This window comes from Nocardia pseudovaccinii NBRC 100343, from assembly GCF_001613225.1.
Lineage (GTDB): Bacteria > Actinomycetota > Actinomycetes > Mycobacteriales > Mycobacteriaceae > Nocardia > Nocardia pseudovaccinii.
The window spans coordinates 1-19656 of record NZ_BDBY01000329.1; the positions used below are offsets into that span (position 1 = coordinate 1).

The 19656-nt window shown below is 66.5% G+C and carries 6 protein-coding genes; 2 read left to right on the plus strand and 4 right to left on the minus strand.

The genetic code is table 11. The features are described 5' to 3' along the window. Window positions 1-132 precede the first annotated feature (132 nt). A complete protein-coding gene (gene nrdF / locus NP3_RS36800) occupies window positions 133-1095 on the minus strand; it encodes a class 1b ribonucleoside-diphosphate reductase subunit beta (RefSeq protein ID WP_063046333.1) in 963 nt (320 codons plus the stop codon). Between the two features lie 439 nt (window positions 1096-1534). Here nrdF and NP3_RS36810 point away from each other — a divergent pair, with 439 nt between their 5' ends. Continuing rightward, a complete protein-coding gene (locus tag NP3_RS36810; protein WP_084509490.1) occupies window positions 1535-3655 on the plus strand; it encodes an MMPL family transporter in 2121 nt (706 codons plus the stop codon). A gap of 87 nt (window positions 3656-3742) precedes the next feature. Continuing rightward, window positions 3743-4156 (plus strand): DUF7144 family membrane protein, encoded by a 414-nt coding sequence (locus NP3_RS36815; RefSeq protein ID WP_063046335.1) that lies wholly within the window; start codon window positions 3743-3745, stop codon window positions 4154-4156. Window positions 4157-4213: 57 nt separating this feature from the next. On the opposite strand, the gene NP3_RS36820 is transcribed toward NP3_RS36815, so the two are convergent. The 3 genes from NP3_RS36820 to NP3_RS36830 form a co-directional block, all read right to left on the minus strand. Then, a complete protein-coding gene (locus NP3_RS36820) occupies window positions 4214-5218 on the minus strand; it encodes a dioxygenase family protein (RefSeq protein WP_084509493.1) in 1005 nt (334 codons plus the stop codon). 102 nt (window positions 5219-5320) lie between these two features. Next, window positions 5321-18631 carry a non-ribosomal peptide synthetase gene (locus tag NP3_RS36825; RefSeq protein ID WP_063046336.1) on the minus strand — a complete coding sequence of 4437 codons (13311 nt, stop codon included), beginning with the start codon at window positions 18629-18631 and terminating at the stop codon, window positions 5321-5323. 240 nt (window positions 18632-18871) lie between these two features. Beyond that, complete coding sequence (locus tag NP3_RS36830; RefSeq protein WP_063046337.1) at window positions 18872-19330, minus strand: AMP-binding protein; 459 nt, start codon at window positions 19328-19330, stop codon at window positions 18872-18874. Between the last annotated feature and the right edge of the window lie 326 nt (window positions 19331-19656).

Genomic DNA, 19656 nt, shown 5'->3' on the forward strand with positions numbered 1-19656 from the left:
ATGTGGGCACGCTCAAGTCAGACATTGCTCAGATTCTGCAGATTCTGCGGAAACCTAACGACGACAATTAGTTTCAGGCGAAGAAATCTGGCTCGGCCCCTCTGAGGCCGAGCCAGATTTCATTGTGGTAGTTCAGAACTCCCAGTCTTCGTCTTCGGTATTGACGGCCTTGCCGATGACGTAGCTGGAGCCGGAGCCGGAGAAGAAGTCGTGGTTCTCGTCGGCGTTGGGGGACAGAGCCGAGAGGATGGCCGGGTTGACTTCGGTTTCGTCCTTGGGGAACAGGCCTTCGTAGCCGAGGTTCATCAGTGCCTTGTTGGCGTTGTAGCGCAGGAACTTCTTGACGTCCTCGGTGAGGCCGACCTCGTCGTAGAGATCCTGGGTGTATTCGACCTCGTTGTCGTAGAGCTCGAAGAGCAGCTCGAAGGTGTAGTTCTTGAGGCCGTCGCGTTCGGCCTGGCCGAGCAGTTCCAGACCCTTCTGGTACTTGTAACCGATGTAGTAGCCGTGCACCGCCTCGTCGCGGATGATCAGGCGGATCAGGTCGGCGGTGTTGGTGAGCTTGGCCCGCGAGGACCAGTACATCGGCAGGTAGAAGCCGGAGTAGAACAGGAAACTCTCCAGCAGGGTGGAGGCCACCTTGCGCTTGAGCGGATCGTCGCCGCGGTAGTACTCGAGCACGATCTCGGCCTTGCGCTGCAGGTTTCGGTTCTCCTCCGACCAGCGGAACGCGTCGTCGATCTCGCGGGTGGAGCACAGCGTGGAGAAGATCGAGCTATAGCTCTTGGCGTGCACCGACTCCATGAACGCGATATTGGTGAGCACCGCCTCCTCGTGCGGCGTCACGGCGTCCGGGATCAGGCTCACCGCGCCGACCGTGCCCTGGATCGTGTCCAGCAGCGTCAGGCCGGTGAAGACCCGCATGGTCAGTTGCTTCTCGTCGGCGGTGAGGGTGTTCCACGACGGGATGTCGTTGGACACCGGCACCTTCTCGGGCAGCCAGAAGTTGCCGGTCAGGCGATCCCAGACCTCGGCATCCTTCTCGTCGGGCACCCGATTCCAGTTGATGGCCGACACCCGATCGATCAGTTTCATCCTGCCTCCACACCCTTCCCGAGCACGCTGCCGTCACGGAATTGCTACGCCCTGGACACTACTCCTTGGGGGTGACAAGTCCATGCAGCACAACACCTTGTGTCGCAGCGGTGTCTTTCGCGACGGCGCAGATGCGCCGATGACCACCGCCTGCGGCACCCATTGTGCGGCACATGCCACCGAATCCGTGCATCGATACCGGCGCCGTCATCGTGGTCGCCCGCAGGTTGCGGACCGGCCGGTCGCGGGGCCGGTGCGGCGAGGACACGTGGTTGTGGTGCCGGAACCGAGATTGCTGCACGTACTCGGCGGCAACCGATGGTGCGCCGGGCCCGGTCGGTTGCACCGAAGTGGGCGCAGCATCACATTTTCACTCGCGGATGTCTGAGCCCGGCAGTAGCATCGGTCCGACTGAGTGGCGGCGACCGAGGGGGCCCCGATGTCCGCACCGACCGACCCGGATATGTCCGATCTGCTCGGCCGACTAGTGCGTGTGCCGAGTGGCCGTCGGAGCAAATGGGTGGTGCTCGGCGTCTGGATCATCGCCCTGCTGGCACTGGGCACCTTCGCCGGAAAGCTCACCGGCGCACAGAAGAACGACAATGTCACCTGGCTGCCGGACAGCGCCGAATCCACCCAGGCATTCAAGCTGGCCGAGAAATTCGGCAATAGCGACGATGTTCCGGTGGTGCTGGTGTACGAACGCCGCGACGGGCTCACCGAGGCCGATCGGCTGGCGGTCGGCGCCGATGCCAAACGGTTCCGGCAGGTCGAGCATGTCGTGCCCGATAAGGTGCTCGGCCCGATCCAGTCCGGAGATGGTCAGGGGCTGGAAATCCTGGTGCCGATCTCGATGGGATCCGAGGGCTGGAACCGCCTGACGAATGTGGTCGGTGCGATCAATGACGCGGCGGGGGAGCGGCCCGACGGATTGTCCTTCTATGCCACCGGACCGGCCGGGTACGCGGCCGAATTCGGCGAGGTGTTCAAGGGGATCGACGGTCTGCTGCTGTACTCGGCCGCCGCGGTCGTGATCGTCATCCTGCTGCTCACCTATGGTCCGATGCTCTGGGCGTTTCCACTGATCACCGTCGGTTTCGCGCTGGTGATATCGCAGGCCGCCGTCTTCGGCGCGACCAAGGTGGGGCTGACGGTCAACGCGCAGAGCCAGGCCGTGCTCACCGTGCTGGTCTTCGGCGCGGGCACCGACTATGCGCTGCTGCTGGTTGCGCGCTATCGCGAGGAACTGCGCCGCCATCCCGATAAACACGAGGCGATGGCGGTCGCACTGCATCGCGCCGGGCCCGCGGTGCTGGCCAGCGGTTGCACCGTGATCGTTTCGATGTTGTCGCTGCTGGTGGCGGAGATGAATTCCACCAAGGGCATCGGGCCGGTCTGTGCCATCGGCATCACGGTGGCGCTGTTGGCGATGTTGACGCTGCTGCCCGCGTTGCTGGTGATTGTCGGCCGGTGGATCTTCTGGCCGCGGCATCCGAATTTCGGCACCGTCAACGAGACCGAATCCGGGATCTGGGCGCGCGTCGGATTCGCGATTGCCCGGCGGCCGCGCACCGTCTGGATCGGCACCGCACTGGCACTCGGTGCACTGGCACTCGGCGCCAGTGGGCTGGAGGCCGAGGGCATCGCGAATAAGGACGCCTTCGTCGGCTCGTCCGCCGCGGTCACCGGAACAGAGGTGCTGGAACGGCATTTCGAGGCGGGCACCGGTCAGCCGGTGATGGTCGTCGCCTCGTCCGCGCGCGTCGATGCGGTCGCCACCGCCTTGGGCTCGACACCCGGAATTACCGCGCCGTCGCGACCGATCGTCAAGGATGATCTGGCCTATCTCGAGGGCACGCTCACCGATCCGCCGGACAGCCGGGCCGCCGAGGCCACCATCGATCGAGTGCGTGCGGCCGTGCGCGCGGTGGATCCGCAGGCCAGGGTCGGCGGGCAGACCGCCGTCGTGCTCGACATCAAACGTGCTGTGGCACATGACAATCGGGTCATCGTGCCGGTGGTGCTCGCCATTGTGCTGGCGATCCTGATGGTGCTGCTGCGCGCGGTGGCCGCGCCGATTCTGCTCACGGCGACCGTGGTGCTGTCCTATTTCGCCGCACTCGGGCTGAGCCGCTGGATCTTCGATCTGGCCGGTTTCACGGGCGCCGACGCCGGACTGCCGCTGCTGACCTTCGTTTTCCTGGTTGCACTCGGCATCGACTACAACATCTTCCTGATGTCGCGGGTGCACGAGGAGGCGATCAAGCATCGCACCAAGGCGGGCGCTCTCATCGGCTTGGCCGCAACGGGCGGCGTGATCACCTCGGCCGGACTGGTCCTGGCAGGCACATTCGCGGTATTCGCGACCATGCCGGTGGTGACGTTCGCCGAAATGGGCATTGTCATCGCCGTCGGCGTGCTGCTGGATACCTTGATCGTGCGTTCGATCCTGGTCACCGCCCTGACGCTGGATATCGGCGACCGGATCTGGTGGCCGAGCACACTGGCCCGCCCCAGGGTGGCGGCGCAGCGCGAGCCGGAGACCAGCCTCAGTAAGTGACCCGCCGCCGCGCTGCCGCATTTCGGCTGCGGCGAGGGTTACCTTGTGGCCGTCGGTTACCACGCGTTTCGCCAAGGAGGGTGTGTTATGACCAGTCCCGGCCCGACCAAAACCCGACCCGCGCTCAATGACATGACGATCTTCGCGGGCGTATTGATTCTGATCACCGGCATACTGCATCTGCTCGCCGCCATAGCGGCCATTGCCAAGCGTGACTTATTCGTCTTGACCGAGGATCAGGTCTTCCAGGTGAATGTCTCGGCCTGGGGCTGGGTTCACCTGGTGATCGCGGTGTTGATCATTATCGCGGGCATCGGCATTATCACCGGACAGACCTGGGGTTATCTGGCGGGTATCGTGATGGCCTCGATCAGCCTGCTGGACAACTTCCTGTTCGCGCCGATGTACCCGTTCTGGTCGTTGGTGATGATCGCGCTCGACGTGCTCATCATCTGGGCGCTGGCACGGCAGATCGGCGCTGAAAGCGGAGTCGCCCGATAGGTTTCGCGTTATCGGCCCCCGGCCCGTCGAGTACGGGCCGGGGGCCGAGTGCTCTGCTTACCTCGTGCGCGGCGGCGGTCCGCCCTGTCCGCCGGGGCCACCTTGTCCGCCGGGGCCACCTTGTCCGCCGGGGCCACCTTGTCCGCCGGGGCCACCTTGTCCGCCGGGACCACCCTGTCCCGGTGGCGTGCCGCCATTGCCGGACTGGGTGTTCTGTGATTTCTCGGCGACGCCGACGCTGATCGAGACGGTCATCCCCGAACTCGGAGTGCCGGTGACCGTGGCCATTTCGGCATCCCAGCCGTCGCCGAAGACATTGTCCGAGGCGAGTGAGATCTGGGAAAGGTTGCTGATGCTCTGTGCGTATCCGGAGTCGGCGGCGAAGACGGTGCTGCACACGTCCTGCGGCAGTGCGATCTGTGACGTGAGGCGGGCGTTCTCGCCCGCCACGGCCGTGCTGAGCGAGTCGTAGACCTCGAAATGGATATGCGGCCAGCGACCGGAATAGCAGGCGGGGAAGATCGAGGTGAACTTCACCTCGCCATTGGCATCCGCGACTTGGACGCCGCGCAGATAGTTCTGGTCGGTAATGCTCTTACCGTAGAGCGAGTATTCGCCGGAGCGGTCGCAATGCCAGACGTAGACGGCCATGCCCGCGCCCGCGGCTCCGCTCTTGGCCAAGTCCTGCAGCTTCAATCGTAGTGTCATCGGAACACCCTGTGCGACACCGGAATACATGCCGAAGCTGGTCGTGATGTCGGATCGCACCACACCGGATTCGATCAGCACATTGGGGCCGTTCGAGCCGTCGCCCGGGTACGGGCCCGCGGTCTCCTGCGGTGCGGCGGCGACCGTGCCGGTGCTGGTGGTCGCGGTGCTGGTGGTGGAGGAGGTGGTGCTGGTGGTCGTCGCCGACGCGCAGCCTGCCGCCACCGTCGCCGCCCCGGCCGCGCCGAAAAAGGCCAGGGCGCGGCGGCGTGACATCACCTTCATATCGTGGGCGAGTCCGAGATCGTGCTCGTGTACGTCGCCGTCGCGGCGGTGCGCGGGCTGTGCGCTCACTACGTTGTCCTTCCGTCGTCGCGGTCAGCTGTCGACCGTGACGCTATGGACGCAGGCTAGGCGGTATGTGGGCCCAGGCTGGGAGCAAGCTGTGAGTGGTGGTTATGTGCCCGTCTCCGATGTCGGCGCTGCCGCGAGGTGCTCATCGAGTACCGGCGCGATGATGGAGAGTGCGTGCGGCGAGGTCAGGTCGTTGTGGGCGAGGTCGATATCGTGGTTGACGACCCGGCCGGAGGCGTAGGGCCGCCAGCCGTCCGGCCCGACCATATCGGAGCTGTCCACGGTGGCGCTGAAATAGAGCAGGTCGCCTCGGTAGACCGGGCGGTGGTAGCCGGTGCGGGTGCGCGCGGCCGCGTTGTAGGAAGCCGCCATTCGCTCGATGATCTCGGCGTCGATGAGTTCCATACCGAGCCGGGCCTCGATGAGTTCGGCGGCCTCCTGGGCGCTCGCCTCGGCGGGAACGTCTTCGATGCCGAAGATCGCGCCGAAGGTATTGACGAACGCGCCCGCGGAAAGCTGTTCGATGGAATCGCTGTCGATATCGGCATGGTCGCTGTCCAGCAGCGCCACGACACCGACGGTTTCGCCCGCCGCCTGCAGTTTCGCCGCCATGGCGTGTGCGATGAGGCCACCGAAGGACCAGCCGAGCAGGTGGTACGGCCCGTTCGGCTGGACGGCGCGGATTTCGCGGATGTACCGGTCGGCGGACTCCTCGATGGAGCTTGCGGCCGGTTCGCGGCCGCTGAGTTCCGGGGCCTGTAGTCCGTAGATCGGGCGGCCCGGCCGCAGCCGTTCCGCGAATCCCAAGTAGCTCCAGGACATTCCGGACGACGAGTGAATGCAGAACAGTGCGGGCTCGGTGCCGCCGAGCCGGATCGGCAGCAGCACATCGAGGCCGAGTCCGCCCGGTGCGGTAGCGGTTTCGCGTGCCGCAACCTGTGCGGCGGTCGTTGCGGCTTCATCGTCGGCCGCGTGCTGCGCGGCGGGGGTATGTGCGAAATCAGCTGCCGCACCGAGAATCTCGCACCACAGGTGGGACAACTCGGCGATCTCGGATCGGTTGACGAGTGTTTCCGGGAAGCGGAGATCCGCGTGCAACCGATCGTCGACGACGACCGCGCTGATCTCGATCGCGGACGCGACCGGGAGTTCGGGACGCTCATCAGCGTGCAGGTCGCCGAATTCATCGGTGGCGGACCAGCCGAGCCCTTCGAGTCCGGCGGGAATATCGACATCCGAGTACCGCCCGAGGTATTCGAAGCTGACCCGACCGGGCAGTCTAGCCGGAAGTTGTTCTGCTGCAGTGGAATCGAGGTAGCGCAGCATCCCGTATCCGATGCCCTTGTCCGGCACCGCGAGCAGCTGGTGTTTGATCGTACGGATCGCCGCTCCCATCGCCGGACCGCCCGCGCTGGCATCAGCGATATCGATCGCGGACAGATCCAGCCGCGCCGGGTAGGCACTCGTGAACCAGCCGAGTGTCCGATGCAGATTCGCACCCGGGATCACATCCCGCCTGCCATCGCCCGCCAAACGCAGCACGGCCGTCGATTCGTCCACATTCCGCCACCGCACCAGCGCCAATGTCAGCGTGGCGAGCAGAGCGTCGGTGACCTCGCCCTGGAACAGTTCCGGCAGTGTGGTGAGCAGTGCGGTGGTGACCTCCTCGGATACCTCGAATCCGACCGTGCGCAGTGCGCGCGCCTGATCGATCGCCGGATCGAGCTCGCGGGAGCCGATCAGCGGATCGGGACCCGCGATCATGTCCTGCCAGTACTCGAGTTCGACACTGCGTCGTTCGGTCCGCACCTCCTCGACGAGGGCATGCGACCACCGGCGCATCGACGTACCGACGTCGGCGAGAACAGGTGTGTTCCCGACCGAAACCTGCGCCCAGGCGGCGATCAAGTCCGCCACCAGAATTCGCCACGACGCGCTGTCGACGGCGAGTCGGTGCGCCACCACGATCAGGCGGCCCGATCGTGTCCTGGCCCCGGCGTCGCCGACCGGATCGAGCCAGACAGCTTGCAGCACAATGCCATTCGCCAGGGAGAGCCGATCTGCCGCGGAATCCAGCTCGGCGGCGGCGTATTCGCGCAGATCGAGCGCGTCGGCTCCGGCATCGTATTCGATGCGGTGCACCAGCACGTCGACATCGACCGAGCCGGGCTCGTCGACCCGCCACTGCCAGCCGTCCTCGGCTCGCCAGAGCCGCGAGCGCAGTATGTCGTGCCGATCGACCACCGCGGCGAGTGTCGCGACGAGTTGCGCACGCTTGACGCCGACCGGAAGTTCCAACACCACGGACTGCGCGCAGCGGTCGATATCGCCGCCACGCTCGACCAGCTCGTGCACGCTCGGAGTGAGCGGCAACTCGCCGATCCCGCCGCCGGGCAGTTCGTCGAGCGTCACGACCGGCCCGGCCACCACAGCGGCCAATGCGGCAACCGTGCGATGTTCGAAGACTTGCAGCGGCGTGCACTGGATGCCGTGCATTTTCGCGCGGGAGACAAGTTTGATCGCCATGATACTGTCGCCGCCGAGCGCGAAGAACGAATCGTCGACGCCGACCTTGTCGCGGTCGAGCAACTCAGCGTAGATCTGCGCCAGGATTTCCTCGGTGGGAGTCGTCGGAGCGCGGTACTCGGTCTCCTCGACGACGAATTCCGGTTCCGGCAATGCTTTTCGGTCGAGCTTGCCCACGGCATTGAGCGGGATGGCATCCATGACCACGAATGCGGCGGGCACCATATACGCGGGCAAGGTATCGGCGGCGAACGCGCGCACGCGGGCGATATCGAGTTCGATACCGGGCTTGCGCACGAGATACGCCGCGAGCGCCGTGGATCCGGTGGGACCGGGAATGCCGAGGGTGACCGCGAAGTCGACCCCGTCCGCGCGCCCGAGAACCGCATCGATCTCACCCAGCTCGATGCGCTGACCACGCACCTTGACCTGGAAGTCGGTGCGGCCGATGTATTCCAGCTCCAACCCGGCCGCTCGAATCCAGCGCACCAGGTCGCCGGTGCGGTACATGAGTTCGCCGGGACCGCCGAAGGGGTTCGCGATGAAGCGAGCGGCGGTCAGACTCGGCCGGGCGTGATAGCAGCGGGCCAATGCGGAGCCCGCGAGGTACAGCTCGCCCGCGACACCGACGGGCACCGGACGCAGCCGATCATCCAGGACCAGTACGGCAGCACCGCGAATGGGCGCACCGATGGTGACCGGCGTACCCGCGGCGAGCGGCACGGAACCTGTTGCCCAGATGGTGAATTCGGTCGGACCGTACAGATTCACCATGCTCCGGCCTTCGCACCAGCGTTCGACCAGTTCGGCGCCGACCGCCTCGCCCGCCACCGCGAGCACCCGCACACTCGACACCTCGGCGGGATCGATGGTCGCCAGTGCCGACGGCGTGATCACCATATGCGTGACCTGTTCGGCGGCAATCAATTCGGCGAGTGCGCTACCACCGAAGACCTCCGGTGGTGCGACCACCGACGCGCCGCCGGAGCCGAATGCCATCAGCGCCTCGAAGACCGATGCGTCGAAACTCGGTGAGGCGACCTGCAATACCCGCGAGTCCTCGTCGACGCCGAGCGATTCCCGCTGTGCCACGATGAGGTCGGCGATACCGCGATGGGAGACGGTGACGCCCTTGGGTGTTCCGGTCGAACCGGAGGTGTAGATCATCCATGCGGGGTTGTCCGGACGGATCGACTCCGACGACAACGGTGCGTCACTTGCCGCCCGTTGGCGACCGCTGAACTCGGCCTCGTCGAGCACCAGCCATTCGGTGCTGTCGGGCAGCAGTGGCCGGTAGGCGGCCAGGGTGAGGCCGACCCGGGCAGCGGAATCGGTGAGCATGTGATCGATCCGGTCCACCGGATGTTTCGGATCGACCGGCAGGAATGCGGCACCGGCCTTCGCGGCCGCCCACATGCCGATCAGCAGTTCAGCGGAGCGGGGGAGCCCAAGAGCCACCACGGTTTCCGTGCCGACGCCCGCTTCGAGCAGGAGCCGGGCCAACTGGTTCGACGTGGCGTCGAGTTCACGGTAGGTCGTCGTGCGTCCGTCGGCGACCAAAGCCGGGCGGTCAGAATAGGCTGCGGCGGATGCGGCGAGCGCATCGGTGAGCGTGGTGGTCCCCGCGGTCTCGCCGCCGCGCACCGGAACCAGTTCGGTGCGTTCGGATTCGGCGAGGATATCGATATCGGCCAGGCGGATATCGATATCCGAGACGATTGCCGCGAGCACGCGACGCCATCGATCGACGAAGGTCGCCACCGTGGCTTCGTCGAAAAGGTCCGTCGCGTAGGTCAATACACCCTCGACGCCGTCCGGGCCATCGGCGGTGAAGCGTTCACGCAGGTCGAGCGTCAGATCGAATTGCGAGGCGCCGCGATCGAAATCCTCCACCTCGAACCGCAATCCGGGCAGTTCCAGGACCGGTTCGACGAAGTTCTGCAGTGAAAGCGACACCTGGAATATCGGATGGTGAGCCGTCGATCTGGTCGGGTTGAGTACCTGGACGAGCCGTTCGAACGGCACATCGGTATTGCCGAAGGCATCCAGATCCGCGGCCCGCACGGTCGCGAGGAACTGCCGGAATCCGGTTCCCGGATCGACCGTCGTGCGCAGGGCCAGCGTATTGACGAACATGCCGACTAGTTCGTCGAGCGCCTCCTCGCCACGGCCCGCGACGGGCGTGCCGATCACGACATCGTCGGTACCGCCGAGCCGGGCCAGCAGCACCGCGAGCGCGGCGTGCACCACCATGAATACGCTGACATTGTTCGCGGCCGCGAATTCGATGATGGCGCCGTGCAATTGCGCGTCCAGCTTGAAATCGACGTCGGCGCTGCGCATCGACTGCACTGCCGGGCGCGGGCGATCGGCGGGCAGCTCCAACACGTCCGGCGCACCGCCGAGGATGTCGGACCAGTACCGGATCTGCCGTGCCGCAAGCGATTCCGGATCCGACTCGCTACCCAGCAACTCCCGATGCCACAGCGCGAAATCGGCGTACTGCACGCCGAGCGGCACGCGGGTCGTGTCGGCACCGCTGGTCCGCTCCGAGTATGCGGCGACCAGATCGGCCGCCAAAGGCGCCATCGAGGCGCCGTCGGCGCTGATGTGATGGACCACGAGCACGACGACATGCACGGCGGGCGGCTCGACCACCACTGGCGCCTCGGCCACGAGGGGAATCGACGACACCGGCGGAGCATCCATCGAAGCGTGCGACGACACCGGCGAAGTGCCCGCGCCTGCGCCGGAGGGCACCGGCACCGATCCCTTGCCGTTCGCACCGGTGCCGTCGCCGATCCGGAAGATGCCGACGCGCAGCGGCGGCTCCTTGGTGATATCGAATCCGGTACCGGCCAGGGCATTGATCCGATGACGCAGGGCCGCGGTGTCTCCGGTGTCGATCACGGTCAACTCCGGCGCGGCGGCCGCCGTACCGATCACCACCTGACGGGGGCCCTCCGCATCGGCGGGGTAGATGGTGCGCAGACTCTCGTGCCGATCGACCACATCGGCGAGCGCGTGTTGCATCGCCGCCACATCGAGGTTCCCGGTGAGCCGCAAGGCGACCGCGATGTTGTACGCGGGCGAGGCCGGATCCATCCGATTGAGTACCCACATGCGCTGCTGGGCCGGGGACAACGGAATTCGATCCGGACGGATGCGCGGCGCCAGCGTGAACCGGCCCGGCTTGCCGTCGGTGGCCGGGATGACCCGTGCGGACAGTTGGGCGACGGTCGGCGCGTCGAACAGATCGCGCAGCGCGATGGTAGAGCCGAGGGACGAATTGATCCGGGCGACAACCTTGGTCGCGCTGAGTGAATTGCCGCCGAGTTCGAAGAACGACTCGTCGGCGCTGACCTGCTCGCTGCCGAGCACCTCGCCGAATACCTCGGCGACCGCCCGTTCGACCGGTGTCCGCGGCGCGAGATACGGCCGCTTTTCCGCCGAGAAGTCCGGCACCGGAAGGGCTCTGCGATCCAGCTTGCCGACCGGGGTCAGCGGAATATCGTCGAGCACGACCAGGTATCCGGGCACCATATAACTGGGCAGTTCGGCCGCCACCTGCTCCCGCAGGCGCTCCGGATCGAGTTCGGTGCCCGTGGTCGGCAGGACATACGAGACCAGCACGGTCGCGCCCGCCGGTCCGGTGAGGCCGATGGTCACCGCGTATTCGACCTGTTCGTCGCGTGCGAGCACGGCATCGATTTCGCCGAGTTCGATCCGCAGACCACGGATCTTGACCTGGAAGTCACTGCGGCCCAGATACTCGAGCTCGAGCGCGTCATCGGCACCGGTGACCCATCGGACCATATCGCCGGTCCGATACATCCTTTCCCCGGCCGCGCCGTACGGATTCGCGATGAAGCGCGCCGCGGTCATCTCGAACCGATTGAAGTAGCCACGCGCCAGCGCGGGACCGGCCAGGTACAGCTCACCCGCGATGCCCACCGGTACCGGTCGCAGCCAGGTATCGAGCACCAGATTCGACGCGCCGCGGATCGGCCCGCCGATCGTGATCGGTTTCCCCGGCAGCAGTTCGGCGGGGCTGGTCGCGCAGACGCTGAATTCGGTGGGGCCGTACAGATTCACCATCCGCCGCCCGACCGCCCACCGGTCGACCAGTTCGGGTGAGGTGGCCTCGCCCCCGACCCCGAGCACTCGCAGGTCGGCCAGATCGGTCGGTTCCATGGTGGCCAGCGCCGACGGCGTGATCGCGGCGTGGGTGATCCGTTCGGTGCGCAGCAGATGTTCGAGATCGCTGCCGCCGTAGACATCCGGTGGCGCTACCACCAGGCGGCCACCGGTCGAATGCGCCATCAGCAACTCCATGACCGATGCGTCGAAACTCGGCGAAGCGACCTGTAGCGAACTGATGGAGGGATCGAGTTCGAGGCCGTCTTGTTGTGCGGTGGCCATATTCGCGAGGCCGCGATGGCTGACCAGGACAGCCTTGGGCTTACCGGTGGAGCCCGAGGTGTAGATCAGGTAGGCGGTCTGGTCGATATTGATAGGGCCGCCGCGCTCTTCGTCTGTGATGGGTGCGTCGGAGACGAGCATGACTCGTCGAATCGTGTTCAGGTCGTCGAGCAGCAGCCAGTCGATAGTGCCGGGTAGTGTCTCACCGGTCGCCGTAACCGTCACGCCGATCGGGGCCTTCGAATCGGTGAGCATGTGCTCGATCCGCTCCACCGGATAGCTCGGATCCAGCGGCAGGAAGGCCGCGCCGGACTTGGCCAGCGCCCAGACGGCCACCACCGATTCCAGTGATCGGGTGAGTGCGAGTATGACGAAGACCTCCCGACCGACACCGCGACCGAGCAGCACCCGGGCGAAACGGTTGGACCAGGCGTCGAGTTCGCCATAGCTCATGCTGAGATCACCCGCGGTGATCGCGATGGCATCCGGATCAATGCGCGCGGGGGTCGACAGGATATCCGGAAGTGTCTGCGGCGGAACCGATTCCGCACCACGCACGGGTGCCAGTGTCGCCAGTTCGGCGTCGTCGCAGTATTGCAGTTGGGAGACCAGCGCATTCGGGTTGTCGGCGAGTTGAGTCAATAGCCGGACGAAGCGATCCAGCAGTGGTTGTGCCGCCGTGCGATCGAGCTGGTCGGCCATGAATTTCAGGTTGATGCGCAGTGTGTCGTGCCCGTCTTCGCCGTGCACCGGAATGACCATGAGGCCCAACGGGTAGGGCGTCGCGTCGGTGCCCGCGATATCGAGCACCCGCATACCCGCGATATCGAGCGCCTGCGACAGCGCCTCCCGGTCGATCGGATACGACTCGAACACGGTGAGCGTGTCGAAGAGTTCGGCCAGGCCGACGGCCCGATGGATGGCGGCCAGCCCCACATGCTGGTGGTCCAGCAGGCGGGCCTGCTCGGCCTGGATGCGGGTCAGCAGGTCGGCGACCTTCTCCGCGGGATCGAGCTGGACCCGTACCGGGAGCGTATTGATGAACAGCCCGACCATCTCTTCGACACCGGGCAGCTCCGGTGGCCTACCGGATACGGTGCCGCCGAACACAACATCCGTGCGCCCGGTCGACATCGCGAGCAGCATCGCCCATGCGGCCTGCACCACCGTATTCACCGTCGCGCCGGATTCGCGTGCGGTGGTCTCCAGCCGCTCGACCGTGGCGCGGGTCAGGTCGTGCGTGATCATTCCGGCCTCGGTCGATTCGATCCCGGCCAGCGACGGCACCGCGCGCGTCGGCGTATCCACTCCGGCCAGCGACTGCGTCCAGGCCGCGAGCGAGGCCTCGTTGTCCTGCTCGTCGAGCCAGGCCAGGAACTCCCGGTACGAGTGCGCGGGCGGCAGTGCGGAGGTGTCGCCCCTGGTGACGTAGAGCGTCAGCAGCTCGCGCACCAGCAGTGGCGTCGACCAGCCGTCCAGCACCAGATGGTGATTGGTCATGACCAGCCGATAGATATCGGCACCGATGCGGATGAGGGTGAAGCGGATCAGCGGTGGGCGGTCGAGTTCGAATCGGGTGCGGGCATCGAGGGCGATGAGGCGGTCGAGTTCGCGGTCGCGTTCGTCGTCGTCGGCGATATCGGTGAGATCGATATCGTGCCAGCGGATTTCGCCACCGGCGAGAACGAGCTGGCGCGGACCGTCGTCGGTTTCGGCGAAGGCGACGCGCAGGTTCTCGTGCCGCTCCAGCAAGGCCTGTGCCGCACTGCGCAAGCGGGCGGCGTCGACGGTGCCCGCCAGGGTGAGCAGTGATTGGACGGTGTAGTCGTCGGCGGTGTCGGTGTCGTAGAGCGCATGGAAGAGCAGACCGTACTGCAACGGCGAAAGCGGCCAGACGTCGACGAGATTCGGGTAGGTGCGTTCCCAGCTCTCGATCTGCTGTTGCCGCACCGGAACCAGTTCGAAGTCCGACGGGGTGCGCCCGCCCGCGCCCGGCGAGCCTGCGTGCGCCGCCAGCGCGCTCAGCGCCTGCGACCACAGCTCGGCCAGCTGATCGACATCCGCCTCGTCGAGCAGCCGTGCGGCGTAGGCCCAGGTGACCTCCAAGCCGACATCGGTCAGCACGGCATTGATATCGACGACCGCGGCCAGCGGGGCCGACTCGTTGTGTGTCGCCGCGAAACGCTGTGGCAGCCACGCTCCCGCGTGTCCGCCGGTGAGCGCACGGCCGAGATAGTTGAAGCTGAGCTGCGGAATCGGCGCGTCCGCGAGGGCGGCGGCGGACTCCGGATGCTGATAGCGCAGCATCCCGTAGCCGATGCCCTTGTCCGGCACCGCACGCAGCTGTTCTTTCACCTTCTTGATCGCGGTGCCCGCCGCGGCGCCACCGGCGAACGCGTCGTCGAGATCGATGCCGGTGACATCTATGGCCACCGGGTAGATGCTGGTGAACCAGCCCACCGTGCGGGCGATATCGGCGCCTGGCAGCAGCGTCTCGGAGCGGCCGTGGCCTTCCAGGGTGAGCAGCGCGGTATTGCGATCGCGCCAGCGGCTCACCGCGAGGGCGAGTCCCGTGAGCAGCACATCGTCTGCGCCGCAATGGAATTGGTCGGGCAGCGTGGCCAGTACCGTGTTGGCGATATCCGGATCGACGGTGGTCCGGCACTGGCCCATGGTGGCGACGACGTCGACCGCGGGATCCAGTGCCGCCGAGCCGATGACCGGATCCGGGGTGGCCAGCAGCTGTTGCCACAGTGGCAGTTCGGCCACCCGCTCAGGTGCCTGTTCGGCTTGACCGTATGCCCACCGCCGGAAGGAGGTACCGATGGGCGCGAGCGCGCCGCCCGCCGCCGCGATCGCCAGATCCGGCAGCAGGATTCGCCAGGAGACGCCGTCGGTCACCAGATGGTGCAGCACCAGCCAGCACAGTGGATCGGCCCCCGCCCGCTCGATCAGCACGAAGCGCGCGACGACACCCGCCTCGGGATCGAGCAGATCCGCCGCCTGTTGCAATTCGCGCTCGTAGCTGCCGTCGGAGTCCGCGTCTGCCGCGACTACCTCGACCAAGTCATCGGCGGTGATCGAATCACGCTCGGCGACAACCCATTCCCAGCCTTGCTCGGTGTGCCGCAGGGTCGAGCGGAGGACATCGTGATGGTCGATGAGCGCTTGGACCGCGGCGCTGAGCTGGTCGCGGCCGAAAGCCTCCGGGAGACCGATCAAGACGGCCTGACCGAAGCGGCTCCAGGTCGGTCCCTGCTGCACCATCGCGTGCACGATCGGCGTGAGCTCCACGGTGCCGACCCCGCCGCCGGGCAGTTCGGTGACCGTCTGCGCGCGCACGTCGGTCGCGATCGCGGCCAGCGCGGCAACGGTCTTGCGCTCGAACACATCTCGTGCACTGAAGCCCATCCCGGCGGCCTTCGCACGCGATACCAGCTGGATGGAGACGATACTGTCACCGCCGAGTGCGAAGAAGCTGTCGTCGACACCGACTGTCTCGAGTCCGAGGACATCGGCGAACAAGTCGGCCAGTGCGGCTTCGCGCGGCGTCGACGGCGCCCGGCTCGCAACGGCTCGGACACTGAAATCCGGTGCGGGCAGGGCCCTGCGGTCCACCTTGCCGAGCGGTGTCAGCGGAATGCTGTCGAGCACCACGACGACCGAGGGGACCATATAGGCCGGAAGCGTCTCACCGACAGCGGCTTTCAGTGCCTCCGGGTGAATCTCGGCGCCGGGCTTGCCGAGCACGTACGCCACCAGTGCGGTCGCTCCGGTAGGAGTCTTCGCGCCGATGGTGAGTGCGAAATCGACATCGGGCTGCCGTTGCAGCGCGGCATCGATCTCGCCGAGTTCGATGCGGAACCCGCGCACCTTGACCTGGAAGTCGCTGCGGCCCTGGTACTCCAGTTCGTCGTCCGCGGTCCACCGCACGAGATCGCCGGTGCGGTACATCCGCTCACCCGGCGCGTACGGGTTGGCGACAAAACGGCTGGCGGTCAGCCCATTGCGCTGGTGATAGCCGCGCGCGACGCCCGCACCGGCCAGATACAGCTCGCCGACCGCGCCGCGCGCCACCGGCCGCAGCCACGGGTCGAGCACGACAGCGGTGACGCCGCGCACGATGCTGCCGATGGTTACCGGCCCGCCGGGGCGCAATGGCCCGCTCAAGGTCACGGTGACGGTGGTTTCGGTGGGCCCGTAGCCGTTCAACAGCGTCCGCCCGGACCAGGTGCTCACCAACTCCGGCGGACACGCGTCACCACCGACGACGATCGTCCGCAGATCCGGCAGCGTCGCTGGGTCCAGCGAGCCCACCACCGTCGGGGTGACATTGAGATGGGTGACCCGGTGCGCGCGCAGAACTTCGGCCATCTCCTCGCCCGCATAAGCCGACGGCGGCACGACGGCGAGCGTCGCACCCGCCGCGAGGGTGACCAGGATCTCCTCGACGGAAATATCGAAACTCGGCGAAACCGCGTGTGCCACTACGGAATCGGCGTCGACACCGAATCCGGCGCCGGAACCGGTGACCAAATTCGCCAGGCCGCGATGCGACACCAGCACACCCTTGGGCAGTCCGGTCGATCCGGAGGTGTAGATGATGTAGGCGATCTGATCCAGGTGTACCGGCCCACGGCGTTCGGCATCGGTGATCGTCGCCGAATCCTGCGCGTCCACCGTTTCGGCCGTCGCGTCGTCGTCGAGCAGCAGCCAATTCACACGGTCCGGCAAGGACTTTCGCGCCGGGTGCACGGTCAAGCCCGCGACGACCCCGCTGTCGGCGACCATATGCTCGATCCGGTCGGCGGGATAGGTCGGGTCGATGGGGACGAATGCCGCACCGGACTTCGCCACCGCGAGCGTGGCGAGGACGGATTCGGCCGAACGCGGAATCGAAATCGCGACGGTGCGTTCGGGTCCGGCGCCCGCCGCGATCAGCACGCGGGCCAGGCGGTTGGTGTACTCGTCGACCTGACGGTAGGTCATGGTGGTATCGCCGCCGCGCAGCGCCACCGCCTCCGGGTCGAGTGCGGCACCGGCCGCGATGATTTCGGGGAGGGTGCGCGGTGCGACCGCCTCGGGTCCGCGCGCGGGCACCAGCCGATTCTGCTCCTGCGGGGAGACGACCTGGACGGTACTCAGCGGTGCATCCGGTCCGGCGGCCAGGAACCCGTGCAGGAACATCAGGAAGCGGGCATGGTGTGCCGCCAGTTCATCGGTGCTGTACAGGTTTCCGTTGCCCTGCAGATCGATGTGGGTGCTCTCGCCGCCGACGCCCGGATACAGGTTGAAGAACACGTCATCGATCAACCCGGATGTCAGCACGTGCAGTCGTCCGGTGACCGAGCCGAGCTGAATCCTGGTGTCCACCATCATCAAATTGACGGCCGGACCGAACGACGACGCCTCGTCCATCGACCAGCCGAGATCACGGACGATGTCCTCCTGCCGGTAACGCTGTCTGCGCAGCGCCCCGGTCAGCTCACTCTGCGCTGCCCGGATCACGTCACCGACCGTGGTGGTCGGTGACAACATCAGGCGCATCGGAACGACATTGGCGACCATGCCGCCGGAGCGGCGCAGTGCCGCCGTGGTGCGTCCCGAAACCGGCAGGCTCAGTACCACTTCGGGCGCACCGGTCATCGCGGCGAGATAGGCGCCGAAGGCGGCGACGATGGTCGGCGCGGCGTTCGACCCTGCCGCCTTCGCCACGGTGTCGAGCAATTCGGCCGTCGCGGCGGGCAGTGCGCCCGAGACCCGGCTCGGCGGCGCGTCGACATCGGCCTCGCGACCCGCGAGATTGACCGGGTCGGCCATCCCGGCCAGATGCTCGCGCCAGTACTCGCGGTCGGCGTCGAATCGGTCCGAGCCGCGGTAGGCCAGATCGGCTTCGGCGATCTTCTGCAGTGGTTCGGCCTTGGCGGGCGCCGCCTCGCTGCCCTCGATGGCCGCGTTGTAGATCTCGCCGGTGCGCTGTACCAGTGCGAGCGCACCCATTCCGTCCAGCACGATGTGATGCATGCGCGAGTACCAGAACCAGTGGTCATCGGCCAGCCGCAGCATGGCCACCGCGACCAATCGGTCATGCATCAGATCCAGCGGCGCGGAGTACTCCGCGCGCATCCAGGCATGTGCCGCTGCCTCGGGATCGGGTTTATCGCGCAGGTCGATGACGGTGAGTTCGTCGACAATGGTGGTGTCGACGAGCTGGTACGGCTGACCCTCGACATCGAGCAGCCGGACATATCCGGTCCCGAACTCGCGCCCGGTCTGCTGGGCGGCCGCGGCGAGCGCGTCGAGATCGACTTCGCCGATCAGTTCGACGTACTGTGCGATCGAGATAGGCGTATCGCCCGCGATGTGCTGGGCGAACCAGATGCCGCGCTGGGCCGCCGACAGCGGGAACGCGCTGTCGGGCGGTGCGGTGCCTATTTTTCCGTTCGAGGACGATGGCTGTTGCATAAGCACACCTGCGTTCTGACGTCTGGAGCGGTTGTGCACCGCTGGTCCCGACCGTCGCGTAGTAGCAAGTTCATTTTGGACCGGTGCCGAGCCGACCGAAGGCGTATTGACAACACTGTGTTCGATCGGCGGCGTCCCGGAGGCTTAAATGGTCGCGCGGCGCTGCCGCCTCCGGGCCCGGCATACGCGCCGCAGCGCGCCCGAACTCCATTGGTTCGGGCGCGCAGGCTGAATAGCAGGTCAGGCGGACTTCCGCTCGGTCAGCCGATCGGCATCGGTGATCGGGGCGTCGGAGCTGACCAGGTAGCGCTGCAGCGTCGAGCGGTCGTCCAGGAGCAGCCAGTCGATGGCATCGCTGAGCTCGGGGCGGCGGGCTTTGGTGGTGATGCCGATGTAGGCACCGGGGACGGCGGCCGCGTCCTCGGCCACCGAAGCCGGAGTCGCGCCGAGCTTGACGACGGCGGATGCGGCAACCGTGGCTTCGATCTGCGGGTCGATCGCCAGCGCGATTCGCGTGTTCACGGCGGCGCCACGGTTGATCAGCACTCGGGCCAGCCGGTTCGCCCAACGATCCAGCTCGACGTTGGCGAGCGTCCCGGAGTCACTCGGGACCGCGCACACCTCGAGCTCGGCCGCTTTCCGCAGGCGCGGCTGCAGCTGGATGACGTTGGTGGCGGGCGCTTCGACCAGAGTGCTCATTGTGATCCCCTCACAGGTTCCGTCTTTGTTCTCGGTGCCCTTCTAATCTCGCTGCCGGGAGGGGTTGGCGACAGCTACCCAAGCGCTGGTGGGAGCACTCCAAGGGTGAGCGATTCCATACCCAAGGTGTCCCCGATCGAATTGATCAGGCTGCTCGCAATGGCGACGGAGCGAGTCTTTCGAGCGGCCCGTCTCGTGTCCGAGTCGTCGAAGCGCATGTGGGGGCCTCATCGATCCGGCACGTGTATGGCTGGTGTCGGACGTGCTGCCGTCGGTGACGACCACGGAGCGAGTCTTACGAGCGACGTTCACGGCCCGTCTCGTGT